At 54.2% G+C, this 25,633-nt stretch carries 20 protein-coding genes and 1 pseudogene; 10 read left to right on the forward strand and 11 right to left on the reverse strand.

Annotated elements, in window-relative coordinates:
• Nucleotides 1–21: 21 nt before the first annotated feature.
• The 4 genes and pseudogenes from B4N58_RS06035 to B4N58_RS06050 form a co-directional block, all read right to left on the reverse strand.
• A pseudogene (locus tag B4N58_RS06035) lies at nt 22–621 on the reverse strand (penicillin-binding transpeptidase domain-containing protein); the annotation flags it as partial.
• A 16-nt stretch (nt 622–637) separates the two neighbouring features.
• Nucleotides 638–1,033, reverse strand: coding sequence for a hypothetical protein (locus B4N58_RS06040; protein WP_156799693.1), 396 nt, complete (start codon nt 1,031–1,033; stop codon nt 638–640).
• A gap of 56 nt (nt 1,034–1,089) precedes the next feature.
• A complete protein-coding gene (yghU, locus tag B4N58_RS06045; protein ID WP_291746999.1) occupies nt 1,090–1,941 on the reverse strand; it encodes a glutathione-dependent disulfide-bond oxidoreductase in 852 nt (283 codons plus the stop codon).
• 54 nt (nt 1,942–1,995) lie between these two features.
• Entirely contained in the window at nt 1,996–2,541 is a 546-nt protein-coding gene (locus B4N58_RS06050; protein ID WP_291747002.1) for a pyridoxamine 5'-phosphate oxidase family protein, read from the reverse strand.
• A 59-nt stretch (nt 2,542–2,600) separates the two neighbouring features.
• Here B4N58_RS06050 and B4N58_RS06055 point away from each other — a divergent pair, with 59 nt between their 5' ends.
• The 3 genes from B4N58_RS06055 to B4N58_RS06065 are packed head-to-tail and all read left to right on the forward strand — an operon-like array spanning nt 2,601 to nt 9,403.
• Nucleotides 2,601–5,876 (forward strand): DUF2126 domain-containing protein, encoded by a 3,276-nt coding sequence (locus B4N58_RS06055; RefSeq protein ID WP_291747004.1) that lies wholly within the window; start codon nt 2,601–2,603, stop codon nt 5,874–5,876.
• A gap of 40 nt (nt 5,877–5,916) precedes the next feature.
• Nucleotides 5,917–8,481 carry a circularly permuted type 2 ATP-grasp protein gene (locus tag B4N58_RS06060; RefSeq protein ID WP_198006855.1) on the forward strand — a complete coding sequence of 855 codons (2,565 nt, stop codon included), beginning with the start codon at nt 5,917–5,919 and terminating at the stop codon, nt 8,479–8,481.
• 4 nt (nt 8,482–8,485) lie between these two features.
• Nucleotides 8,486–9,403, forward strand: a complete 918-nt coding sequence (locus tag B4N58_RS06065; protein WP_008251892.1) for a transglutaminase family protein — start codon at nt 8,486–8,488, stop codon at nt 9,401–9,403.
• 208 nt (nt 9,404–9,611) lie between these two features.
• Here the strand turns inward: B4N58_RS06065 and B4N58_RS06070 are convergent, their stop codons facing one another.
• The 6 genes from B4N58_RS06070 to B4N58_RS06095 form a co-directional block, all read right to left on the reverse strand.
• Nucleotides 9,612–10,040 (reverse strand): hypothetical protein, encoded by a 429-nt coding sequence (locus B4N58_RS06070; RefSeq protein ID WP_291747009.1) that lies wholly within the window; start codon nt 10,038–10,040, stop codon nt 9,612–9,614.
• Nucleotides 10,028–10,486, reverse strand: a complete 459-nt coding sequence (locus tag B4N58_RS06075) for a M23 family metallopeptidase (protein WP_291747012.1) — start codon at nt 10,484–10,486, stop codon at nt 10,028–10,030. Before B4N58_RS06075 ends, B4N58_RS06070 begins: the two co-directional genes overlap by 13 nt.
• 291 nt (nt 10,487–10,777) lie before the next feature.
• Complete coding sequence (gene lysS, locus B4N58_RS06080) at nt 10,778–12,310, reverse strand: lysine--tRNA ligase (RefSeq protein WP_291747015.1); 1,533 nt, start codon at nt 12,308–12,310, stop codon at nt 10,778–10,780.
• A 3-nt stretch (nt 12,311–12,313) separates the two neighbouring features.
• A protein-coding gene (gene prfB / locus B4N58_RS06085; protein WP_156799692.1) for a peptide chain release factor 2 occupies nt 12,314–13,418 on the reverse strand; the annotation gives its coding sequence in 2 pieces (ribosomal slippage) (nt 12,314–13,336 and nt 13,338–13,418; 1,104 coding nt in all).
• A gap of 52 nt (nt 13,419–13,470) precedes the next feature.
• The gene (recJ, locus tag B4N58_RS06090) at nt 13,471–15,213 is read right to left on the reverse strand and encodes a single-stranded-DNA-specific exonuclease RecJ (protein WP_373567541.1); all 1,743 of its coding nucleotides are present in this window, start codon (nt 15,211–15,213) and stop codon (nt 13,471–13,473) included.
• Complete coding sequence (locus tag B4N58_RS06095; protein ID WP_291747018.1) at nt 15,213–16,394, reverse strand: hypothetical protein; 1,182 nt, start codon at nt 16,392–16,394, stop codon at nt 15,213–15,215. Before B4N58_RS06095 ends, recJ begins: the two co-directional genes overlap by 1 nt.
• Before the next feature lie 73 nt (nt 16,395–16,467).
• Between B4N58_RS06095 and B4N58_RS06100 the strand changes: the two genes are divergently transcribed.
• Entirely contained in the window at nt 16,468–17,721 is a 1,254-nt protein-coding gene (locus B4N58_RS06100; protein WP_040513436.1) for a lipoprotein-releasing ABC transporter permease subunit, read from the forward strand.
• Complete coding sequence (locus tag B4N58_RS06105) at nt 17,714–18,403, forward strand: ABC transporter ATP-binding protein (RefSeq protein WP_291747022.1); 690 nt, start codon at nt 17,714–17,716, stop codon at nt 18,401–18,403. The genes B4N58_RS06100 and B4N58_RS06105 overlap by 8 nt, the downstream gene beginning before the upstream one ends.
• Nucleotides 18,404–18,413: 10 nt before the next feature.
• Here B4N58_RS06105 and B4N58_RS06110 read toward each other — a convergent pair whose 3' ends face one another.
• The gene (locus tag B4N58_RS06110; protein ID WP_291747025.1) at nt 18,414–18,971 is read right to left on the reverse strand and encodes a DUF2062 domain-containing protein; all 558 of its coding nucleotides are present in this window, start codon (nt 18,969–18,971) and stop codon (nt 18,414–18,416) included.
• Between the two features lie 15 nt (nt 18,972–18,986).
• Between B4N58_RS06110 and B4N58_RS06115 the strand changes: the two genes are divergently transcribed.
• From B4N58_RS06115 to B4N58_RS06135, 5 genes are all read left to right on the forward strand, one after another.
• A complete protein-coding gene (locus tag B4N58_RS06115) occupies nt 18,987–19,772 on the forward strand; it encodes a TatD family hydrolase (protein ID WP_008251876.1) in 786 nt (261 codons plus the stop codon).
• 90 nt (nt 19,773–19,862) lie between these two features.
• Nucleotides 19,863–22,298, forward strand: coding sequence for a DNA internalization-related competence protein ComEC/Rec2 (locus B4N58_RS06120; protein WP_291747028.1), 2,436 nt, complete (start codon nt 19,863–19,865; stop codon nt 22,296–22,298).
• A 99-nt stretch (nt 22,299–22,397) separates the two neighbouring features.
• Entirely contained in the window at nt 22,398–23,813 is a 1,416-nt protein-coding gene (locus B4N58_RS06125) for a circularly permuted type 2 ATP-grasp protein (RefSeq protein WP_291747031.1), read from the forward strand.
• Nucleotides 23,814–23,825: 12 nt separating this feature from the next.
• Nucleotides 23,826–24,785 carry an alpha-E domain-containing protein gene (locus B4N58_RS06130; RefSeq protein ID WP_138519341.1) on the forward strand — a complete coding sequence of 320 codons (960 nt, stop codon included), beginning with the start codon at nt 23,826–23,828 and terminating at the stop codon, nt 24,783–24,785.
• A complete protein-coding gene (locus B4N58_RS06135; RefSeq protein WP_291747035.1) occupies nt 24,782–25,585 on the forward strand; it encodes a transglutaminase family protein in 804 nt (267 codons plus the stop codon). Before B4N58_RS06130 ends, B4N58_RS06135 begins: the two co-directional genes overlap by 4 nt.
• Nucleotides 25,586–25,633: the final 48 nt, after the last annotated feature.

The raw sequence follows: 25,633 nt of genomic DNA on the forward strand, positions 1-25,633 counted from the left end.
ACCGAGTTATTCAGGACCGACTACAATAATGATGTCCTTCACAAGGCGCTGATGCTCTGGCTTGAAAGGCAAACTATTCGCATACAGCTTTTGCAAGAAACTGATTTGCTCAAATGCGGTAATGCGTATGTTGCCATCCAGCCAATAACCCTCTTTTCCGCCACTCGGGTCGGCGTTGCCGTAACCTGCTTTTTCAAGATAGGTTTTGGCGGCTGGTTCGCCAATTCGTTGTGCTATCCACTGATACACCCACACCACAGAGCCTCGCATGGACGAGCGCAGGTTGTGATCAGAATTCCAGACATCAAAATCACGTTTGTTCCCATCCCATTTAAACACCTGGAACTCGTCTTTCACCACACCATGTTCCAGCGCAAACAGGGCATGAGGTATTTTGTAGGTGGAAGCTGGCAGGTAAGGGGTACTGGCGCGCTTGGGGTTGTAGACCTGAAAAACGGGATTCGGGCTGCGCTGATCAAGCACCACCAAGGTGCCGACCGCATTGTGTTGATCAAAAAAGGATTTCCAGTCCGTACGTTCGACTGAAGCCGGTGGAGATGCCCCATACACAGTGCTTGCAAACATGGCGAATGCCAATAAAACTGTACTGAACAGGCGCATTAACTCCCCCTTTTTATTATCGAACTGCGGAGTCCTTTCCGATAATTTGATTGATCTCTGCGCTGCTTAACGTTGATGAATCGCATTTGGCATACCCCGTTCTCTCGGTCACCAAATAACGCACACCACTGCTGTTTTGCAGGCCGGTGTCCTTCTCGTTTTCTGCAATGGCCAGCTCGTCATATTCAGCAGAAGCACAGGCCCGCTCTGCACCAGTGCGCCAGGTTGTGCGGGCAGCTTCAAGATTGGTCCAAGGGGCATGGTTAGAGCGCGCATAGATGTAAAACAGGCCTGGGCCCATTTCCTCTTGTTTGTAACCACCGCCCAGCATATTGCTGCCTTTGGACAAATCATGGGTTGACGCACAACCCGCCAAACCAGCCACTACCAGTGCAAACGCAAGCTTGTACACAATAAAACTCCACTGCCAATTAAAGAAAGGGCACATTGTGCCCCAGCCAGCCGCCCTTAAATGGCCTTGCCGTCGAAATCACTGGCACTGTGCCGCTCAAGCACCTGTTCGTTGGGCTCACCCCAGGCGCGATTCACCATTCGCCCGCGAATCACCGCTGGACGCTTGGCTATTTCATGGGTCCAGCGCAACACATTGGTGTAGGTGTGCGCCTCCAGAAATTCAGCAGCCTCGTATACCTTGTTGGTGACCAAGGCACCATACCAAGGCCATATGGCCATGTCCGCAATTGTGTATTCGCTGCCTGCAATGTACTCCTGATTGGCCAACTGTCGATCCAGCACGTCCAGCTGTCGCTTCACCTCCATCGCGTAGCGGTTAATCGGGTACTCGTACTTCTCGGGGGCATAAGCATAAAAGTGCCCAAAACCACCACCCAGCATGGGCGCACTGCCCATTTGCCAGAACAACCACGACAATGTTTCTGTTCGCTTTGCTGGGTCAGTGGGCAAGAATGCCTTGAATTTTTCAGCGAGGTACAACAGGATTGAGCCCGACTCAAAAACCCGCGTCGCCGGGTTCGTACTGCGGTCCAGCAGGGCTGGAATTTTACTGTTGGGGTTCACGTCCACAAAACCACTGCTGAACTGGTCGCCATTGGAAATATTGATCAACCAGGCATCGTACTCAGCACCACTGTGGCCAAGAGCAAGCAACTCTTCCAGCATCACGGTGACTTTCACGCCATTGGGTGTGGCCAGTGAATAAAGCTGCAAAGGATGCTCGCCCACGGGCAATTCTTTGTCGTGCGTGGAACCGGCAATCGGGCGATTGATGTTTGCAAACTTGCCGCCGCTTTCTTTGTCCCACACCCAAACCTTGGGTGGTGTGTATTTTGTGTCGCTCATTGCTATGACCTCGCTTTGCTGACTACTCAAAAAAACTCAAAGTTCAGGATACCCTCAGGGAATCATGTTTTGATGAATCCAGTGTCCAGTTTCGTCAAGTTCACAACGAAATCTGACGTGGCCTTCCCGCTTCAATTCCAGCAGTTCCAGACTCAACACTTTCACGTTCAACACCACAAAGTTGGCACGGGCCGTATCGAAGTCATACACCAGATCACCACCAGGAAGGGCGTCACCGGGTGCGCTCAGGGTGGCATAGTCTTTTCGCGCATAGTCGGGGATACGCGCCCAAAGACTGTTCACAATCAATTCACTGGTCTGCGGCGCTGCAATGCCACATACTCGAAGCTGGGTGTTGCTGCGAGGGTTCCAGAACAACAGCGCCACACGTGGATCGTGTGCGATGTCAGTCATTTTCTGGCTTCGGCGATCGGTGTAAAAAACCAGGTGATGTTCGCCAGTGTTGACCGCCCGCAAAATGACCGAGCGTACTTGCGGACCCTTCGGGCCCGATGTGCTGAAACCCACCACGCGCCAAGGGTGTTTTTTGTCCACGGTGGCGCGCACCAAAGTTTTCCAGATTTCTTCGGCATGGTTCATGCTTCTCTCCATGCCGTAAACAGGTTTTGTTTGTTCGGCTTCATTTTTGGGATTACACAGTGTCTATTCACGTTGCTCTGCGCCATATTACACGCTACCGCTACGATCGCCTGATCAACCTGGGCCCCCAAGTGGTGCGTTTACGCCCGGCCCCGCATTGCCGCACGCGTATTCTCAGTTACAGCATGGAAGTGCTGCCACAAACCCACTTCATCAACTGGCAGCAAGACCCTCAAAGCAATTACATGGGTCGCCTGATATTTCCCGAACGCACAGAGATGTTGGAAATTGCGGTGGACCTTGTGGCTGAAATGTCGGTGCTGAATCCCTTCGATTTTTTTCTCGAAGAAGCCGCCGAGTTCTTCCCTTTTAAATATGATGCATCGCTGGACCAGGAACTGGCACCCTACTTGGTGCCCTGCCACACGGGCAAGGCATTCAACGCCTACATGGCCGAGATGAACCTGAGCCGGGTTAAAACCATCGACTTTCTGGTGGCCCTGAATCAGGATTTGGCGAAACGAATCAAGTACCTGATCCGCATGGAACCGGGCGTGCAAACGCCGGATGAAACACTGAACAGTGGGTCGGGTTCCTGCCGTGACACGGCATGGCTCATGGTACAAATATTCCGCCGGCTGGGCATGGCGGCAAGGTTTGCCTCGGGCTACCTGATCCAACTCACAAGCGATGTCAAAGCCATCGACGGCCCAGATGGCCCGGAAAAAGATTTCACCGACCTGCATGCATGGTGCGAGGTGTATTTGCCCGGTGCCGGCTGGATAGGGCTGGACCCCACCTCGGGTTTGCTGGCTGGCGAAGGGCACATACCCTTGGCGTGCACTCCCGAGCCTGGCAGTGCAGCCCCCATCACTGGCACGCTGGATGAATGTGAAGTTGAGTTTGAACATGAAATGAGCGTGCAGCGGGTGTATGAGTCGCCGCGCACCAGCAAGCCCTACACCGAGGAACAGTGGAAAGGCATTGAGGCGCTGGGCTTCGAAGTGGACAAGGCACTCGACGCGCTCGACGTGCGCCTGACCATGGGTGGCGAACCCACCTTTGTGGCCAACACCGATCGGGGTGCTGCCGAGTGGAATATCGACGCACTGGGGCCCACCAAACGCGAATACGGCATCAAGATGCTGAACAAGCTGGCCAAGTATTACGGCAAGGGTGGCCTGTATCACTTTGGGCAAGGCAAGTGGTACCCCGGCGAGCAACTGCCACGTTGGGCGCTGTCGATGTACTGGCTGAAAAGTGGCGAAGCCATCTGGAAGAATCCGAAACTGCTTAGCCACGAACAAACGGATGGCAAAGCCGGCAATGCCACTGCCAAACAATTCATCGAAGGGTTGTGCAGCCGCTTGGGGCTTCACCCTCGCTACGTCATGCCCGGTTTCGAAGATGCCTGGTACTACATGTGGCGAGAGCGCAAACTACCTGTGAACGTCGATCCATTCGACTCAAGGCTGGACGACCCACTTGAACGCAAACGCCTGAACAAGGTGTTTACCCAAGGGCTGACCGAGGAAGTGGGCTATTGCCTGCCCATTCAATCGGCGAAAGGCCAATGGCGCACAGGGCAGTGGTTTTTGCGAGATGAACGCATGTATCTGGTGCCGGGCGATTCAGCCATGGGTTACCGCCTGCCACTGGATTCTCAACCGTGGGTGGTCAAGAAAGATTTTCCCTACACAATTCCTGCCGACCCTTTTGCACCAGCAGCACCTTCACGCGTGGCCCTGCAAAAGCCCGGGGCCAAAGCTGGTGTAGCCGATGACAAAGCCCCGGTATTGAAAGAATCGGCCACGCACATTGTGCGCACTGCAATGTGCGTTCAAGCCCGAAACGGGCACTTGTACGTGTTCATGCCACCCTTGGAAGTACTGGACGATTACCTGGAACTGGTGGCCCGCATCGAGGACACCGCCGAGGCAATGAACCAGCCTGTGGTGCTGGAAGGGTACCCGCCCCCACGCGACAAGCGCATGACCATGCTGCAGGTCACACCCGACCCCGGCGTGCTGGAGGTGAATATTCAACCCAGCAAGAACTGGGGCGAACTGCTGCACCTGACAACGAATTTATACGAAGAAGCGCGTCTTATTGGCCTGTCCACTGAGAAATTCATGCTCGACGGCAGGCACAGTGGCACGGGTGGCGGCAACCACTTTGTGATGGGCGGTGAAACACCCGAGAACAGCCCTTTCCTGCGTCGCCCCGATTTGTTGGGCAGCCTGCTGCGGTACTGGCACAACCACCCGGGTTTGTCGTACCTGTTCTCAGGCCTGTTTATTGGCCCTACCAGCCAAGCCCCACGTGTGGACGAGGCCCGCAGCGATCAGGTTCATGAACTTGAATTGGCACTGAATGAACTGGACAAGCAAATGCAGAAACACGGGGGCAACCCGCCGCCGTGGATTATCGATCGCCTTTTGCGCAACATTTTGATCGATTCGACTGGCAACACCCACCGCAGCGAATTTTGTATCGACAAACTGTACAGCCCCGACACCTCCACAGGACGCCTGGGCCTGCTTGAGTTGCGTGCCTTTGAGATGCCACCCAATGCGCAAATGAGCCTTGCACAGCAACTGCTGCTGCGCACCTTGATTGCGAAATTCTGGAAAACGCCCTACACGGCAAGGCTGGTGAAATGGGGCACACGCCTGCACGACCAGTTCATGCTCTCCACCTTCGTCAAAAACAACATCGCAGATGTTGTGGCCGACCTGAACGCTGCCGGTTTTCCGTTTCAGATGGACTGGTTTGCGCCGCACTTCGCATTCCGTTTCCCGAAAATGGGCGACTTTTCAAGCCGGGGTGTGGAAGTGGAACTATTCAGCGCCCTGGAGCCCTGGCATGTGCTGGGCGAGGAAGGCGCGCCTGGCGGCACTGTGCGTTATGTTGATTCCTCACTTGAACGCCTGGAAGTGAAAGTCAAAAACTTTGTAGACGAACGCTACACCCTGACCTGCAATGACGTGAAAGTACCTTTGCACAGCACTGGCACCGAGGGCGAATATGTCGCTGGTGTGCGCTACCGAGCCTGGCAACCACCCAATGCACTGCACCCCACCATTGGCGTGCACACCCCCTTGGTGTTTGACTTGATCGACACCTGGAACGGCCGCAGCTTGGGAGGTTGCCAATACCATGTGGCCCACCCGGGCGGGCGCAATTATGACCTATTCCCGGTGAATGCCTTCGAAGCGGAAAGCAGGCGTTTAACGCGCTTCTTCCGCATGGGCCACACCCACGGCAAGGTTAGTGTAAAAAGCCCAAGCGGAAGACCCGAGTTCCCCATCACACTAGACCTAAGATGGTGTTAGGCATTTACAATAGGGCACCGAACTTTAGGCAGTGACCGCTTTGAGCGCGAACCCGAACACCACCCTTGCAAACGTCGAGGTGCCCTGGCAGCAGAGCATCCTTCAAGGCACCAGCGCGTACTACAGCGAGCTGGCAGTCAAGGGTGTTCTTCGCCCGGCCTGGGCTGATTTTGTAAATCGCCTGCCCGGCACCGGGCTGAGCGATCACCTGGACAGCAAACTGAATGCGCTGGCCAAGCAAATTCGTGACAACGGCATTACCTACAATGTGTACGCCGACCATGCACAGGGCACCTCGCGCCCTTGGTCACTCGACTTGCTGCCCTTCATCATTGACCAAGCCGACTGGGCGGTGCTGCAAACCGGCATTGCCCAACGTGCACGCCTGCTCAACGCGATGATGGCCGACGTGTATGGCCAGCGCGAACTGCTTTCCAAAGGCTTGCTGCCCGCAGACCTGGTCTACGGCCATTCAGGCTACTTGCCGCAAATGCAGGGCATCGAGCCGCCCAACAAGGTGTGGCTACACATGGTGGCATTCGACCTTGGGCGCAGCCCCGATGGGAAATGGTGGGTGATTACCCACCGCATGCAGGCGCCGTCGGGTCTCGGTTATGCCCTTGAAAACCGCCTGAGTATTTCGCGCAGCTTTACGCGTGGTTTTCGTGAAATGCACATTCAACATTTGGCCGGTTTTTACCGCGATTACATCGATGGCATCCGCAGGCTTTCGCCCAAGGGAGACAGCGCGCGCATTGCCCTGCTGACTCCGGGGCCATACAACGAAACTTACTTTGAACACACCTACCTTGCGCGTTACCTGGGTATTTCGCTGGTTGAGGGCAGCGACCTCACCGTGCGCAACAACAGTGTGTTTCTGAAAACAGTCAACGGACTTGAGCCAATTGACGGTTTGATTCGGCGAACCGACGACCAATGGCTAGATCCGCTTGAACTGCGCGAGGACTCCCAACTGGGCGTGCCCGGCTTGTTGCAAGCCATCCGCACAGGTGGCGTTGTCATGGCGAACATGCCAGGCTCGGGTTGGCTGGAAAGCCCGGCCATTCATGGCTTCATGCCGGGGCTTGGACAACATTACCTTCAAGAAGATTTGCTGTTGCCCAGCGTGCCCAGTTGGTGGTGCGGTGAGTCGCCTGCCTGGGCACAAGCCAGCGAGCGGCTGAACAATCTGGTGATCAAATCGACCGGACCAAACCGCCGCGGGCGCACCATGGATTCCATCATGGGGTCTGAACTGGATGAAATTGAAAAGCGCGCCTGGTTGTCCAAGATCAGCCAAAGGCCATCACAATACACCTTGCAAGAATTGATACCGCTCTCGCGCGTGCCCATTTGGACCGGTGCGGGCGGTATTGAAGAACGCGCCATGATGCTGCGTCTGTTTGCTGTAACCGACGGGCAAGGCAACTACACGGTGATGCCGGGTGGGCTGACCCGTGTGGCCGGTGACCAGCACGGCATTGTGAGCATGCAAAAGGGTGGCACCAGCCTGGACACCTGGGTGCGCAGTGGCGAACCTGTTGAACGCACCACCAACCTGAAAGAGAAACTGCAAGCCAAAGATTTGCAGGCGCTGCGCAGGCCCGTGTCTAGCCGGGCTGCCGAGCATTTGTTTTGGCTTGGGCGTTACACCGAGCGGGCCAGTTTTTCATTGCGCCTGTTGATGCGTGCGCAATTGCTGCTGAACGAAGAGGAATACCTGGACACCACCACCCTGGGTTTGTTGCATGAATTGTGTGGAAAGCAGGGATTGAGCACCGAGTTTGACCCAGCCGAACCACTGACCCAAGATGAACTAGAGGCGAATATTCTTGAACGCCTTTGGTACAAAACCGGTGTGGACGAACCCGCTGCGGTGGGCCTGGCGGGGCAACTGAATGGCTTGGCGAATGTGGCTGGCCAATTGCGTGAACGGCTTAGCAGCGGCCACTGGCGACTGTTGAATGACTGCGCCAAAGTGCTGATCGAACCCGAGTGGGTTCGTTTTCAACGCACGCTGCCCACCGCCTCGCTTGAGCAGGTACAGTTGTATTTGCTGGCCATGCATGGCGAGCAAAGTGACCACATGACGCGCGACAACGGCTGGCGCTTTTTGCAACTGGGCCGCCAGCTTGAACGCCTGTGCGGTGCCTGTGATTGTTTGCTGTCACTAACCAGCATGCCCGGGCGTGCCGGTGAACATGGCCTTGCTTTGGCGATAGCCTTGGCCGACAGCACCATTACTTACCGATCGCGCTACCAGCACCGGTTTGAATGGTTGCCAACGCTTGACCTGTTGATATTTGACGAAGATGCGCCCTATGCCATTCGCCGAATTCTGTATAAGCTGGACATTGTGATTGATCGTTTGCCTGGCGACACCAGCCAGATTCGACAACTGTTCGACAGCGTGTACCGCAACGGCGACATGCCGGATGGTCTTAGCCTGGAAGGACTTCAACCCCCCTTCCCGGCCGATACCGGGCGCAAATTGCGCGCCTGGCTGCAAGAATTACTCGACACGGCCTACAAGGTTTCAGACCTGGTAGGTGCCCAATATTTCAGACTGGCAGAGTTGCCCGACCAAGTCATTCAGGGAAGATAAATCAATGCCCTTCTCGGAAAGAAGAAAGGTGACCCATGTCACCGACTACGACTATCAACAACCTGCGGAATGCTCGCAGCAAATTTGCATTTTGCAACCGCAAGAAGGCGAAGGCATGGAAGCGGGCCCATTGCGCAAGGGCCAAAGGCTGATTTCGCATACGCTAAAAATTCGCCCGAACCCGTCGACCGTGCAAAGCAATACCGATTCCTTCGGCAATGTGGTTCACCACTTCGAGATGAATTATCCGCACGATCATCTTGAAGTGCACAGCGAAAGCGAAGTGGAAGTCAGCAGCTTCTTACACACTGGGCCGATTGACGATTTGATCAGCCCAAGCTGGAACGAATTGGTTGACCAGTTGCGCTACCAGGCAGGCCAGGCCATTTCCAACGATTATCAGTTCCGGTTTGAGTCCAAGCATGTGCCCTTGCTCGATTCGCTGCGCGATTATGGCAGTCTCGATTTCTGGCCGGGCCGCCAGGTGGTACACGCCGGGCAGGCTTTGATGCAACGTATTTTTCGGGAGTTCAGTTACCAAAGTGGTTCAACCACCATTCACACCACTGTTGAAGAAGTGATGCAAAGCCGCGAAGGGGTTTGCCAGGACTTTGCACATGTGATGCTGGGGGTATTGCGTTCACTTGGGCTTTCAGCCCGCTATGTGAGTGGCTACATGCTGACTGAACCACCGCCCGGACAACCCAAGCTGCTGGGAGCCGACGCCAGCCACGCCTGGGTATCGCTGTGGTGTGGTGCTGATGTAGGCTGGGTAGACTTCGACCCGACCAACAACCAATTGCCAGATACCCGGTATGTGACTGTGGCAGTTGGGCGTGACTATGCGGATGTGCCGCCGATGCGTGGAGTTGTGCATGGCGGGGGGGAGCATACCTTGAAGGTGGCGGTGACGGTGTTCTAGGTATCGCCGGTTTCTTGATGGCCTCTGCGCGTGTCGCATCACCCCGCCTTGGCGGGCTTCTATCCCTTCTTGATGCTTGCTCGGTTCATGCGAAACGCAAAAGCGTCTTCGCATCGCTTCCTGGCGGAAGCGCCCCTCGCTGTGCATCAAGCGGGCAGCCCACCTGAATCGGCGTAATGAATGCAACAAAGCGCATAGACCTTTAGATTCAGGATGCGCTGTCCTTCGATTTCTCTGTCAACACCTTCGGTTGCCCAGATGCACCAACCTCAAAGCTGTATTCACCTTCAGTCATGTTGATTCGATATGAGAAGCGGCCACGCACCCCGGCTTCGTTTGTACTCAGCTCATAGAAACATTCATCTGAACTGGCGCAACCTTCCTGAAAGAGAAAGCGGCTAGTTCGCTCATCAATCCAGTCAGACCTGATTTCTTGATCGTTCATCCTGATCAGAATGGGTTTTCCTTCAGTACTGCAAAAATTCTCGACTACCGAAACATTTTGAGATTTGAATATCAACTGACATTCAGTTTTCGACTGTAGATGTAATTGAACCAGCGAAGAATCATTAGATTTTGAACATGCCACCGATATCTGGATGAAGACCAAAGCGAGAAAAATTTTCAAACTTTGCATAATTCTTCTTTCTCCAAAAAGCGCGAGGGATCAATCTGGATTCCTTTGAAGGTGACCTCAAAGTGAATATGGTTTGTGATACCGGGATACTTAATCGTTAAGTCTTGAGCCGTTCCAATCAATTCCCCCTGTTTCACTGTTCTTCCAACAATTTCTTTGAGCGGATCGAGATAAAAGAGTTTGACCGAATAGCCGACGTATCGTCCGATACCTTCGATCATCAAACCCCTGAATCTCTCATCGGACTTGTAAGGAATAGCTACGCGAACAACTTTTCCAAATATTGGAGAGTAAACGTCGTCACCAGCCTTAACATTAAAATCTACTCCACTGTGGAGCCTCGCTCCGCGTGAGGCGGCAAATCGCCCTTGCCCGACAGAATCAGTCCCTCGCACTGTATTTGACCCGGTCGGTGAACAAAACAAGGTACTTTCAATGTTGGACATGATTAAACCTCCAAAAATAAAAATGGAGTTTAGTGAAGTGTGTTTAGGCGACCAAACATATACCCCGTTCTGAATCACCCGGGGGTTGATTCACCGCATGTGTCGCGCCGTTCCGCCGATTTCAGGTGGGCTTCCCGCTTGATGCGCAGCGAGGGGCGATTGCGCTAGCAATCGATGCGAACACGCTTTTGCGTTTCGCATGAACCGAGCCAGCAATCAAGAAGGGATAAAAGCCCGCCAAGGCGGGATGATGTGACACGTGCGGTGAACTTCTCACCGCAGGTGACTTAGTTAGTCTTCGCGCCTTAGATGCGGAAACAAAATCACATCGCGAATGTTGGGGCTATCGGTGATCAGCATCATCAAACGGTCAATACCAATGCCACAACCACCGGTGGGTGGCATGCCATATTCAAGCGCACGAATAAAATCAGCATCAAAGAACATGGCTTCGTCATCGCCAGCTTCTTTGGCTTCAACCTGTTTTTTGAATCGGTCGGCCTGGTCTTCCGGGTCATTCAGCTCTGAAAAACCATTGGCAATTTCGCGACCCGTGATGAACAACTCGAACCGTTCAGTAATTTGCGAATTCGCATCCGATGCGCGTGCCAAGGGCGACACTTCAACCGGGTAGTCGACAATGAACGTAGGCTCCCACAGCAGGCTCTCGGACGTTTCTTCAAACAAGGCCAACTGCAAGGCACCGATGCCCGCATTTTTCAGCGCAGGTTCTTTGTCCACATGCACACCTTTCTTGGCCAAGGCCTTTTTCAGGTAGTCGATGTTTTGCAAATCTTCTGTGCCGTATTCCGGGAAGTACTTCTGAATCGCCTCAACAATGGTCAAGCGTGCAAAGGGCTTGGACAGATCAAGCTCACGGCCCTGGTAAGTCAATTTCGCACTACCTGTTGCAGTGGTGGCTGCATGCTGAATCACCTGCTCAGTGAAGTCCATCAAGTCGCGATAGTTCCAGTACGCCGCATAGAATTCCATCATCGTGAATTCAGGGTTGTGGCGCGGGCTGACACCCTCATTGCGGAAGTTGCGGTTGATCTCGAACACACGCTCGAAACCACCCACGATCAGGCGCTTCAAATACAGCTCAGGTGCAATGCGCAGGTACATTTCCATGTCAAGCGCATTGTGGTGGGTAATGAAAGGCTTGGCCGATGCACCGCCAGGAATGGGGTGCAACATGGGCGTTTCTACTTCCAGAAAACCATGGTCTGCCATGAAATTGCGAACGGACGACATGGCACGTGAACGCGCAACAAAGGTGCTGCGGGTTTCCTCGGAAACAATCAAATCCACGTAACGCTGGCGGTACTTGATTTCCTGATCGGCCAGGCCGTGGAATTTGTCGGGCAAGGGGCGCAGGCTTTTCGCCAACAAGTGGATTTCCGTGCAATGCACGCTCAACTCACCTTTGTTGGTTTTGAACAGCTTGCCCTTGGCGGCGATAATATCGCCCAAATCCCAATGCTTGAATTCGCCGTGAACACCCTCGCCCACGCCTTCATTGTTGATGTAAAACTGAATGCGGCCGGTGCCGTCTTGCACGGTTGCAAAACTGGCCTTGCCCATCACGCGCTTTAACATCATTCGGCCAGAAACAGACACCTCAATGCCCTGCGGATCGAGGGTTTCTTTGTCCAGCAAACCATAGTGGGCATGCAAATCGGCAGCGCGGTGTTCAGGCTTGAAGCTGTTGGGGAAAGGCTGGCCCTTCTCTCGCAATTTGGCCAGCTTGCCACGGCGCTCGGCAATAATCTGATTTTCATCGACTGGCAATTCGTCGCCAGCGGCTTGTGTTTTGTCGTTCATGGTTTAAATACCTTGCTTCAAGCTGGCTTCAATGAATGGGTCGAGGTCGCCATCGAGTACGCGCTGGGTGTTGGAAATTTCCACACCAGTGCGCAGGTCTTTGATGCGGCTGTTGTCCAGCACATAGCTGCGAATTTGGTGGCCCCAGCCCACATCGGTTTTGGTGTCCTCAAGGGCCTGTTGCTCGGCCATGCGCTTGCGCATTTCGAACTCGTACAGCTTGGCTTTCAACATGCCCCAGGCTTCATCGCGGTTGCGGTGCTGGGAACGGTCGTTTTGACACTGCACAACAATACCGGTTGGAATGTGGGTCAAGCGCACCGCAGAATCGGTTTTGTTGATGTGCTGACCACCCGCACCGCTGGCACGGTAGGTGTCGGTGCGAACATCGGCCGGGTTGATTTCAATTTCGAAAGAATCATCTACTTCGGGATACACGAACAAGGATGCAAACGAGGTGTGGCGCCCGCCTGAGGAATCGAATGGTGATTTACGCACCAGTCGATGCACACCGGTTTCGGTGCGCAAATAGCCGAAGGCGTATTCGCCCTCAACCTTGATGGTGGCGGATTTAATGCCTGCCACTTCGCCGTCGGACTGTTCCATCACCTCAACCTTAAAGCCTTTGCGTTCGCAATAGCGAAGGTACTGGCGCAACAGTATGCTGGCCCAATCCTGGGCTTCGGTGCCGCCTGCACCTGCGGTGATGTCGATGAAACAGTTGGCCGGGTCGGCAGGGTTGCTGAACATGCGGCGGAATTCAAGGTCTGCAATTACCTTCTCATATTCAGCCACTTCGCTTTCGATGGCTTCGAGTGTGTCGAAATCACCTTCAGCCTCGGCCATTTCGACCAATTCTTTGGAATCACTGATATTTGATTGCACGGTGTTCATGGTGACCACGACGCCATCGAGCATCTTCTTCTCTTTGCCCAGTTCTTGAGCATGTTTGGGATCGTTCCAAACGTTGGGGTCTTCCAGTTCGGCGTCAACTACAGTGAGTCGCTCAGCCTTGCGGTCGACGTCAAAGATACCTCCGCAACTGGCCTGCGCGGTCGGCTAGGTCAGTCAGGGCGTTGATGATGGCATTCAGGCGTTCGGCTTCCATGTTTCTCTAACAAATTCAATGTGCGTAACCCGATATTGTAACGCAAGCCACCCTACAACACATGCTCCACAATGATTTGCACGGCATCGCCACCCGTGAACGTGTCCCGCTCGAACCGGTAAGCCAGTTTTACCTTGGCCGGCAGGGCTTCCACGGCGCGCCAGCGCAAAGCCACAAAGGTTTTGCCGTCGCGGCGCAAAGTAAACTTGCTGTGGGCATTTTTCAGCAAACGGTGCTCGACCACCTCAAATTCATCACAAAACAAGGGCGCCGGGAAGCCTTGCCCCCACACCTGTGTTTCCAACAGATCAGCAGCACTGGCGGCAATGTAGTCGGCAGGAATTGAACCATCGGTTTCTACCACCTGCGTCAGCGCGCTGGGATCGCTCAAATCCAGAATCGCTTTGGCAAATTCAATTTTGAACTGTTCAATCGCGCCTTCCGCGATGGTTAAACCCGCCGCCATGGCGTGGCCACCAAACTTGGGCATGCTGCCTTCAGGCAGTCGCTTGCACACCAAATCCAGTACGTCGCGCAAATGAACACCCTGCACGGAGCGACCACTGCCCTTCCAGAAACCGTCATCGCCCGGGGCCAGTGCAATGGTGGGGCGGTATAGGCGCTCTTTGATTCGTGAGGCCAAAATACCGATTACCCCCTGGTGCCAGGTGCTGTGCGCCACCACAATACCGGCTGCAGGTTCGTCCTGACTAATGAATTTTTCGATGTCTTCCAAGGCATCGCGTTTCATGTCGGCTTCAATGCGCTTGCGTTCTTCATTCATTTTCCCAAGCTGGGCAGCCAAAGCGCTGGCCTCGCCTGCGTCGTCGGCCAACAGGGTACGGATACCAATGGCCATGTCTGCCAAACGGCCAGCTGCATTTAAGCGCGGGCCCAGGGCAAAGCCCATGTCAGCGGCTGTGGCCTTGCGGGGGTCACGCCCAGCCTCGTGAAACAAGGCCAACATGCCAGGCTGGGCACGGCCTGCACGGATGCGCTGCAAACCATGCGCCACCAAACGGCGGTTGTTGGCGTCCAGTTTCACCACATCAGCCACAGTGCCCAAAGCCACCAAATCAAGCAGAGAATCGATACGGGGCTGAGTGGCCGCATCAAAAACGCCACGCTCGCGCAACACTGCACGGGTGGCCAACAACACATAAAACATCACCCCCACCCCGGCAATCGACTTGCTCGGAAATTCACAACCAGGCTGGTTGGGGTTCACAATGGCCAGTGCTTGGGGCAACTGGTCGCCGGGCAAATGGTGATCGGTCACAATGACACCAATGCCCAATTCATTGGCTTCGTTCACGCCTTCCACACTGGCAATGCCGTTGTCCACGGTCACCAGCAAATCGGGCTCAAACTGCTGAGCAGCAAGTTGAACAATTTCAGGACTTAGTCCGTAACCGTATTCAAACCGGTTGGGCACCAAAAAATCGATGTGGTACTTGGCGGCCTCTTCGTCAGCACCCAGGCTTTGCAGCAACATGCGCAAACCACGAACACCCACCGCCGTGGCTGTGGCGCCATCGCAATCGTAATCACCCACCACCACAATGCGGGCTCCAGCTTCCAGCGCGTCTGCCAGAATTTCTGCAGCCTGCTCAATGCCCTTGAGCTGAGCCGGTGGAATCAAATCAGCCAGCCGGGTTTCAGCTTCGGCCTGAGAATCCACGCCCCGCGCTGCCATGAGGCGTGCCATCAAGGGGTGCATGCCCTGGCTGCGAAGTACTGCTTCAACTTGAGGGCGAGGGGTTCTAACCCGGTGCTGAACTATATTGGTATTCATTACCGGCCCTCCCATTCAGCCTGAATGCTGTCTTGGTCTCGCTGACCCTGTTGCCAAGCGGCTTGAAGGTCTTCCTCGGAAGGACCTTCCTGCATTTCAGGCTCGCCCAGTAAGGCCCAATCGGGTTTGTTTTGCCAAAACTTGAATCGATTCATCCAGTTGCTTTTTAAAGTTTTCCAGCCATTGTTGCCCAACAGCACCCAGTTGAAGGCCAGACCGGCCAGGCGCATGGGTTGCAGCACCTCGCTTTCCAGCAGTTTGAACACGCCAATATTGCCGCCCCAACCTTGAAAGTTAACGCAGTAGACATGGTCGGGTTTTACATCCGTGCCCGTACCAAGCTGACTTAACAGTTGGGTCCAGAACACAAATCGATTCACGGCCTCATCTGCGCCATCGGTCATTTTTACGGCATCAAATACACCGTCTTCGGAAACGGATTTCACACGCGGCAAGGCGACATCGGTTTGCCAAGCCTCACCGCCACCCCAAAACCACAGCGCATTCAGGGGCTTCAAACCCTTGGCTTCGCGGGCTTTGTTGAATTCGGCGTTGTGCAACTCCACCTGCAAATTCAGCCACATGCGCCGCCAGTCGCTGCATTCGTGGTTCATGGGCAGGTAGTCAGTCAGCCGAATACCCTGCACCGACCAGGGCGAAGCCTGTTCCATAGGCACTGGCGTCGGGTTGCTGAGCAGGCTGTGAAAACCTGCCGGTGTGTTGAATGTCCAACCGTGTTGCTGCAACAGGGGTATCACCACGTTCCAGAAGGCATCCAGGTCAGCCTGGCCCACCTGCAATACCTCGGGCGGCGTAAAACGCACACCATCCCGCTCAATTTCTAGACACCCAACCGTGCTCCAAAACCGGGTGAAAGGCGTTACTTGCGCTGCGTCGGCCTCAAGCTTGGGCATTTCAAGCATGGCCCAGGCCGGGTACTGGTCGAACTTTGCTTGCGCTTGGGAATCCAAGTAGCGCATCAGCCAGGCTTCAATACGGTCCAGCCCATCGGCATTTTGATATTCAGGCGCAGCGTTTCGGGCCATGGTTTGTAACAAACCGGCTGGCAGGCCCGCAAAAGACTGGGCCCGCGAAGTGGCAGACAGGCGTTCCAGCGCCATTTCGGGCACAAGAATGTTGGGAACGAACACCCACAAAGGCGCATTGCTAGGTTTGGACACGGTTTTATTCACACTACAATGAGAGCGCCTTGAAACTTCAAGAGCGCATTTGAACAATTCGGGACAATTTGTGATTAGTTTACCCTTTGATGTTGAAATTGCACTGCGCTATGTGCGCGGTGGTGGCCATAGAAGCCGTGACAAATTCATTTCCTTTATTTCCGGATTGTCCATGGCTGGAATTGGGCTTGGTGTCGCAGCGCTGATCGTGGTGTTGTCCGTCATGAACGGCTTTCAAAAAGAGGTGCGCGATCGCATGCTGTCGGTGATTGCACACATCGAGGTACTGGCGCCCCAAGAGGGCTTTGACAACCCCGAAGCCTTGGTCGGTGCAATCAAGGCGGCCAACCCCAAAGTGATTGGTGCTGCGCCCTATGTCGCTGGCGAAAGTATGCTGGCGCACGGCGATCTTCTGCGCCCTGCCATTGTTCGTGGCATCGACCCTGCCCAGGAACGCGAAGTATCTGATTTCAAGGAAGTGATTTCTGGCAGCCTGAGCAACCTGCAAGCAGGCGAATTCCGCGTGGTGCTGGGGATCGAGTTGGCCAAACAAATTGGGGTCAGCGTGGGTGACCGCATCACGCTGATTGCGCCTTCCGGCCAAATGACGCCCGCTGGCATGATTCCGCGCCTGAAAGCCTTCGAAATTACCGCATTGGTGAGCACCGGCCACTATGAGTACGACAGCGGCCTGGTGTTGATGAACCTCGACGACGCTGCCCGCTTTTACCGCAGCCTTGGCCCAACCGGTATTCGCGTGAAGTTGAACGACATGGACGCTGCCCCGCTTGTGGCACGCGACATTGAACGCCAATTGCCACCCACCGTGTGGGTTCGTGATTGGTCGGTGCAAAACCGCACCTGGTTTGCCGCGGTACAAACCGAAAAACGCATGATGTTCATTATCTTGACGCTGATTATTGCGGTAGCCGCATTTAACCTGGTGTCGATGCTGGTCATGACCGTGAAAGACAAGCGCGGGGAAATCGCCATTCTGCGTACCTTGGGCGCCAGTCCGTTTGCCATTCAACGAATCTTCATGTTGCAAGGTGCACTGGTCGGCTGGATCGGTACTTTCCTGGGTGTAACAGCAGGTTGGTTGCTGGCCATTAATTTGGGCACCATTGTGCCCGCCATTGAACGGGCGCTTAGCGTTGAGTTTTTGCCAAAATCAATTTACTTCATCAGCCAGTTGCCTTCCGACCCTCGCGCAAGCGATGTGGTCACCATCGTAACCGTGGCCTTGGTACTCAGCGTGCTCAGCACCATTTACCCAAGCTGGCGTGCATCGCGTGCCGAACCTGCGGAGGCCCTGCGTTATGAGTAATGTTGTTCTGGAAACCAAAAACCTCAGCAAGGCATTCAAGGGGATCACGGCGAATGACCAAGCCACGCAAGTCATCAAAAACCTGAACTTTCAAGTGCAGGCTGGCGAAACCGTCGCGATTGTGGGTGCCTCTGGTGCGGGTAAAAGTACCTTGCTGCATGTGCTGGGTGGTCTTGAAAAAGCCGACAGCGGTTCAGTGCTTTGGGCGGGCCAGGCCATCGAGCCATGGTCTGTTCGCAAACTGGGCATGGAACGCAATAAAACCCTGGGCTTCATTTACCAGTTTCACCATTTGCTGCCCGAATTCCATGCGCTGGACAATGTGGCCATGGCCCTTCGCATTGGTGGTGAGAACAAACAGGTGGCCCGTGAAAAAAGTGCTGTGCTGTTGAAGCAGTTCGGGCTTGAGCACAGGCTGAACCATCGCCCCGCGGAATTGTCAGGTGGCGAACGCCAACGCGTGGCGATTGCCCGCGCCATGGTGACCAATCCGAAAGCCATTTTGGCCGACGAACCCACGGGTAATCTGGACCAGGAGACCGCCGACCAAGTGTTTGAAAGCCTGATTCACAGCAAGGCGGCCAACAAATCAGCCTTGATTATCGTGACGCATTCCATGGAACTGGCCCGCAAATGCAGCAAGGTGTTGCGTCTTGAGAAAGGTGAACTGAAAGCGGAATGAATCAGCTGGGTTAGCGAGTGGCGGAGACATTCCGCCTGCGCCTGCGAACCACAGCAATTCGAACACCAATGTTCCAGGCCAAACGCACACTGAAATATCCGAGTATCGACAAAGTCACCATCAGTGCGGGCAAACCAACCGCCAGCGAAGGGCCCATAGACAACATCCAGTCCACCATCGCGTGGGTGGAATCACCCCACGCTGACCAGTTCCATTCAGGAATCGGGGGTAAATTGCTTTCACCCAACCCACCCAGCAACAAATCGCCATAAGCCACAGCAATCAAGTACAACGGCACAATCGTGACCGGGTTGGTGTACAAGGTAACCGCAAAGGCAACTGGCATATTCACCTTTGCGACCAGCACCCAAAGGAGAGAACCAAAAATTTGAAATGGTCCGGGAATGAGCCCGCAGAACAAACCTGCCGCCACACCGCCCGCGATGCTTTTTCGATTCAATGCCCAAATATTGGGGTGCCCCAGAAAGCGCTTGAATGGCCGCGCCCACGGCAAGCGCTCAAAGTGGTCGACAGTGGGAAGGTACTTTCGAATTTTCCGACGAAACATGGCAAACTTTAAAGTATGTGGACCGACACGCACCTTCATCTTGATGCTTCTGAATACAACAGCGATCGCGCTGTCGTAGTTCAACGTGCGCGTGAAGTGCATGTTACCCGGTTTGTATTACCTGCCGTGGGTGCATTCAATTTTGATGCGGTAAAAAGCCTGGCTCACAGCATTCCGGGGGCGGTGTACTGCCTGGGCATACACCCCATGTTTGTAGACAACGCAAAAGAAGAAGACCTGCTGACCTTGAGGCAACAAATCGTGCTGTCTATGGACGACCCCAAGTTTGCAGGCTTGGGAGAAATCGGTCTTGATGGCTTTGTGCCTGGTTTGAACTGGGACAAGCAGGTGCGGTTTTTTCATGCACAACTCAAATTGGCACGCGATTTCGATGTGCCAGTGGTGATGCATGTTCGCAAGGCGCAAGACCCTGTTTTAAAAGGCCTTCGAATTTACAAACCACGCAGTGGCATTGCCCACGCATTCAATGGCAGCTTTCAGCAAGCGGATCATTTTCTGAGTTTGAACATGTGTCTTGGATTTGGCGGAGCAAGCACGTTTACCCGGGCACTTCAGTTGCGCCGATTGGCCACCGAGCTGCCTGAACATGCCATGGTGCTTGAAACTGACGGACCCGATATTGCACCGGAATGGATTAACAAACAACGCAACGCGCCCGAACACCTGCCGAGAATTGCACAAACAATTGCTGAACTGCGTAACTTGAGCATGCAAGAACTCTCTGAGCACACACAAGTGAACTCGCAACGGGTATTGCCTGCCCTCGCCCGTCAAGGCTAATCAAAGCCATCACCCGATCGCGTTCATCATTGGTGGACCTGATCGCCTTGGTGCAACCTTGCGGCTTTGCCTCGCCACCCGAATCACGCTGTGCCTTCCCTACCGCTGTTTACTGCAGCCTACCTGCTTAGCCTTCTGCTGTTTCACAACCAGGCCACACTGCCATGGGTGTGGAAAGTGGCCTATGGCACCTTGAGAGAAAACAATGTCGTTTTATTCGCCTGGGTAGCCGTTTTCCTGTTACTTGGCATTCGGGGTGGCGTTAGTCGGCAAGTCACTGAAAAACTAGGCTGGTTCATTCTGGGTTTTGTGATGGCACAGCTTTGTACTGGCATTCAGGCCGCTGCACATCAACAAGCGCAAGTACCCCTGGCCTGCAACAAGCAAACCATTCAATCTGAATTTCGGCTTCTTGAAAAAGCGTTTCGCGACAACAACGCACAAACCTGGTTAATCGAACACACGCCGCGAGACCATGATGTCGTCACCGAGTGTCTGGTTACGGGTGCGCGTCTGCAAACATTTGTCGAAAATGCCTCTGCATACCGTGAACTTCTGCCAGGCGAATACTTTCGGTCAACCGTTCGCATCAAATCGCCCAAGGCGCCTTTGCAACTGGAAGGTTTTGATGTTCATCGCCACTGGTTTGCCAACCGAATTGCGGGCACTGCGCAGTTCAAAAGCAAGCTTGAACAACTGCCTGAACAAACCACATTGAACCCGCTGGTCTGGATGGAACGGGCACGCCTGCAGATTGCAAGCACAATCGTCACTGCCTTACAAAGCCACCCTGAGCAAGCCTTGGTACTGGCCATGGTGGTGGGTGATCAAGGTTTGATCAGCCCTGAGGATCGGGAAATGTTCAGCGCAACTGGCATTGCACATTTGGTTGCCATTTCTGGTTTACACATCACCCTGTTCGCAATGCTTGCCGGCAAACTTTTTAATGCGCTGTGGCGTCGATCAACCCGGTTGTGTCTTCGCCTGCCAGCCCCCTTGGCAGGCAGCGCATTTGGCTTGCTGTTTGCTGTGTTATACGGCTTGATCGCAGGCTGGGGAGTGCCAGCCCAACGTACCGTGTTCATGCTGTTTGCGCTGTTTGTGGGGCAAATACGTGGCGGCATGCAAAGCAGCTGGGACACCTTTTTTCTCGCCTTGTTTTTAACCCTTGCCTTTGACAACTGGGCTGTGCTGGATGCGGGCTTCATTCTCTCCTTCGGTGCTGTAGCAGTGCTTATTTTTGTCACGCAGGGGCACTACCTCTTCATCAAGCCCAAGCAAGAACTAATCGCCAACGCAGTGAAAGCCCAATACACAGTAACCATTGGATTGATACTGCCCTGCGCGATGCTGTTTAACCAGCAGTCGCTGATCAGCCCTCTGGCCAATGCCCTGTCCATTCCATGGATGAGTTTTGTGAGCACGCCTCTGGCCTTGCTCGGTGGGCTGGTACAACAGCCGGTATTACTGTGGCTGGCCGCAAACAGCCTTGCCCTTCAGCGCAAATGGCTTGTGTATTTCAATGAATTGAACTGGGCTACGTTGCCGGTACACAACCAACCAGGGTGGATCAATGCCCTGGTGGCGCTGGGTTGCCTGGTTTTAATTTTGCCCGCAGGGCTGATCCCAAGATGGACAGGAATCGCGCTGATTGCCCTGCTTCTAATTCCACCGCCCAGGCCTGCACAGCACGACTTCTGGATGACCTTGATGGATGTGGGTCAAGGCACAGCAATCAGCATTCAAACCCAAAACCATCTCTTGATTTACGATGCGGGCCCGGCGTTCAACGCGCGCTCTGACTCTGCCAGGCGCGTGGTACTGCCCTGGATGGCTGCGCATGGTTATGAACGTGCCGATATGTTCATGCTGTCGCATGATGATGCCGACCATTCGGGCGGTGCTCCACTGTTGATACAGAAGGCACCTCCAATTCAATTCACTGCCTCGATCGACAAACAGCACAGCCTAAACCTGCTGGCGCACATGCAAAAAAGCAGCACCTCGCAATGCCACGCCTTAAAGCCATGGATCTGGGATGGCGTCGAATTCACTCCGGTGGGCATGGATACACCGGTACATTCACACCCGAAGTTATTGGCCAAAAACAATCAAAGTTGTGTATTAAAAATCAGCAATGCAAAACACAGCGTGCTGCTGACTGGTGACATCGAGGCGATTTCAGAGATGACCTTGCTGGCCCAACACGGCTCGAACGCCTTGAAATCCAGGGTTTTGCTTGTACCTCACCATGGTTCCAAAACCTCGTCCACCGCACCGTTTCTTCAAGCCGTACGGCCTGAATTTGCACTGATACAGTCGGGCTGGGAAAACCAGTTTGGTCATCCCCACAAAGTCGTGATTGAACGATACGAAGCCCTGGGCGTCCAATGGTTCAACACCGCCCAAAATGGTGCAATGAAGTGGAGGTTCAATCACCTGAACTTGCAGCCCGAGGTAGACAACGCGCACCAGCTACGCCGGCGCTACTGGCACATGCACGAAAGCGGTGCAAAAGGTCGTTAAGACTGTTAACTTTATGGCTGTGCGCGACACAATCAGCCTGCATGCGCTTGGCATGCTTCTTGTTACTTCAAGACTAAACAGAACAGGAATAATCAGCATATGTCATCTACACCCTTCGACGAAATGTACACGCACAGCGGAGAAGTGCGCCCGCATTATCAGGATTTTTCGCGTTGGCTCGAGATGCAATCTCCTGAGAAATTACAGAACAAACGCGCGGAAGCTGACCTTATTTTCAGAAGGGTGGGTATTACCTTTGCCGTCTATGGAGAAGAATCGGGCACAGAGCGATTGATTCCATTTGACATTGTGCCGCGGGTGATCAAGGCGGCTGAATGGAAAACACTGGAAGCTGGATTGCGCCAGCGTGTTCAAGCCCTGAACATGTTCTTGAAAGACATCTACAACGAACAGAAAATACTGGGGACCGGACTTATTCCACCTGAACAGATTTTCAACAACGAACAGTACCGCCCCGAAATGCAGGGCGTGAAAGTGGCGGGCGACATATACGCCCACATTGCTGGCGTTGATGTGGTGCGTGCCGGTGAAGGCGAGTTTTATGTACTCGAAGACAACCTGCGTGTACCTTCCGGTGTCAGTTACATGCTTGAAAACCGGAAAATGATGATGCGCCTGTTTCCGGAACTGTTTGCCCGCAATCGCGTGGCCCCGGTTGAACATTACCCGGATAACCTGCTTGAAAACCTGCGCTCGGTTTCACCACAAAACAGCAGCGACCCCACTGTGGTCTTGCTGACACCGGGCATGTACAACTCCGCTTACTTCGAACATGCGTTTCTGGCCCAGCAAATGGGCATTGAACTGGTGGAAGGCAAAGACATGTTTGTAGATGAGGAGGTGCTCTACATGCGCACCACTCAAGGCCCCAAACGCGTGGATGTCATTTACCGCCGGCTGGATGACGATTTTCTGGACCCCCTGGCATTTCGGGAAGATTCGCAACTGGGCGTGCCCGGCCTGTTGTCGGTGTACCGAGCCGGCAACGTGACTTTGGCCAACGCGATTGGCACAGGCGTGGCCGATGACAAATCGATCTACCCCTACGTGCCCGACATGATTCGCTTTTATTTAAGCGAAGAACCCATCATTCAAAACGTGCCCACCTGGCAATGCCGAAAACCTGAGCAACTGAAAGAAGTGCTGGCCCGACTACCCGAGTTGGTTGTAAAAGAAGTGCACGGCGCAGGCGGCTACGGCATGTTGGTGGGCCCGGCATCCACCAAAGCGCAAATTGAGGACTTCCGCCAAAAGCTGATTGCAGACCCCGGGAAATTCATTGCCCAACCCACATTGGCGTTGTCAACCTGCCCCACTTTTGTAGAACAGGGTTTGGCCCCCCGCCACATTGATCTTCGGCCGTTTGTGTTGTCAGGAAGCAAAGTCAGCCTGATTCCCGGTGGCTTAAGCCGGGTGGCACTGCGAGAAGGATCGCTTGTGGTGAATAGCAGCCAGGGCGGCGGCACCAAAGACACCTGGGTACTGGAACGATAAGGAGCAAACAAGATGCTGAGTAGAACTGCTGACCATTTGTTCTGGATGGCCCGTTACATTGAACGCGCGGAGAACACCGCCCGCATGCTTGATGTAAATGTACAAACCGCCCTGCTTCCCCAAGACCCGGAGAACGCAGAACAAGGCTGGCGCGCCATGCTGTCGATTTGTGAACTAACAGAGGCATTTGCCCAGAGACATGACGAAGTCAGCGCGGAGGCCGTGATTGACTTCATGGTAAAAGACCCCAGCAACCCATCGAGTATTTACTGCTGTCTTCAAGGTGCCCGCGAGAATGCGCGTGCCGTGCGTGGCGCACTGACCACCGAAGTTTGGGAAACCAACAACACCACATGGCTTGAACTGAAAAAAGTGTTGGCCGACGGCACGGTTGAACGCGACCCGTCTGAGTTTTTTGAATGGGTGAAGTTTCGCAGTCATTTGTCGCGCGGTGTCACCATTGGCACCATGCTAAAGGACGATGCCTTCCGCTTTATTCGATTGGGCACATTTCTGGAACGTGCTGACAACACTGCACGACTGCTGGATGTGAAGTTTCACAGCATGCCGTTCAGCCCCTTGGCCAATTTGAGCACAGCAGATCCCCACGCGGATTATTACCACTGGGCTGCCATTTTGCGTTCAGTGTCCGCGTTTGAAACTTACCGGAAGGTATACAGGGATGTGATTACCCCAGATCGTGTTGCAGAGTTGCTGATACTGCGTGATGACATGCCACGCTCGCTACTGGCTTCGTTGAATGAGGTGTGCGCCAACCTTGAAATGATTCGAAACGATTACTCGGCAAGCACGGAGCGCCGTGCAGGCAAGCTGCGCGCTGAGCTTTTGTATAGCCAAATTGATGACATTCTGCAAATGGGCTTGCATGCCTACCTCACCAACTTTCTTGAACGTGTCAATGATTTGGGCAACCGGATCAGCAAAGATTTCCTGGTGCCACTTGAGGCATGAAACTGCGCATTCAACACCACACCACCTACCGCTACACCTGGCCCGTGCTGTACAGCATTCAGCACGTGCGCCTTACCCCGCAACAGGACAACAAACAACGCATTCTTGACTGGAAAATAAAAACACCAGCCAAACACCACCGTGCCCGTGATCATCATGGCAACGAGGTGCATACATTTTCGGTGAATCAGCAGCACCGGGAACTCAGTGTGCTATCTCTCGGACATGTCGAAATTGATTCACTGAGCGATGGCTACATACCACCGCCGAAATTTTCGCTGAATCCATTGGTGTACACGCCCACCACGCCACTCACTCAATTCAGCGATGAAATGTGTGACTTTGCCAGTTTCGTCGCCGACACCCACATTCCGTTTGCCCATCGAATATTGACCCTTGCCCATGCCGTCGCCGACAGGGTTGTGTACACCAAAGGCAGCACGACCGTGGCGGACTCGGCACTGCAGGCCTTTGAAAATGGACAAGGCGTTTGCCAGGACCATTCGCATGTGATGTTGGCATGCCTGCGAGCGCACCGTATTCCGGCGCGATATGTCAGTGGTTACTTTTTCAATCCCAATGTGGAGCAACACGATAGCCATGCGTGGGTTGAAGTGTTCGATGAGAATCGCCAGCAGTGGCTGGGGGTAGACGCCACCCACAAAGCCTTGGTGCAGGGCAATCACTGCCGCCTGGCAGTGGCCAAAGACTTCACGGGTGCATCACCCATTCGCGGCGTTCGCACTGGAGGCGGGCAAGAAAGCCTTGATGTGCAAGTGATGATTGAGCGGGTTGGTTAGATCACCTGCTGGTTTTATAGCCCAATTGGCTTGGGTTCCGATCTCTCG

This window comes from Limnobacter sp. UBA3528 (genome assembly GCF_002377005.1).
Lineage (GTDB): Bacteria > Pseudomonadota > Gammaproteobacteria > Burkholderiales > Burkholderiaceae_B > Limnobacter.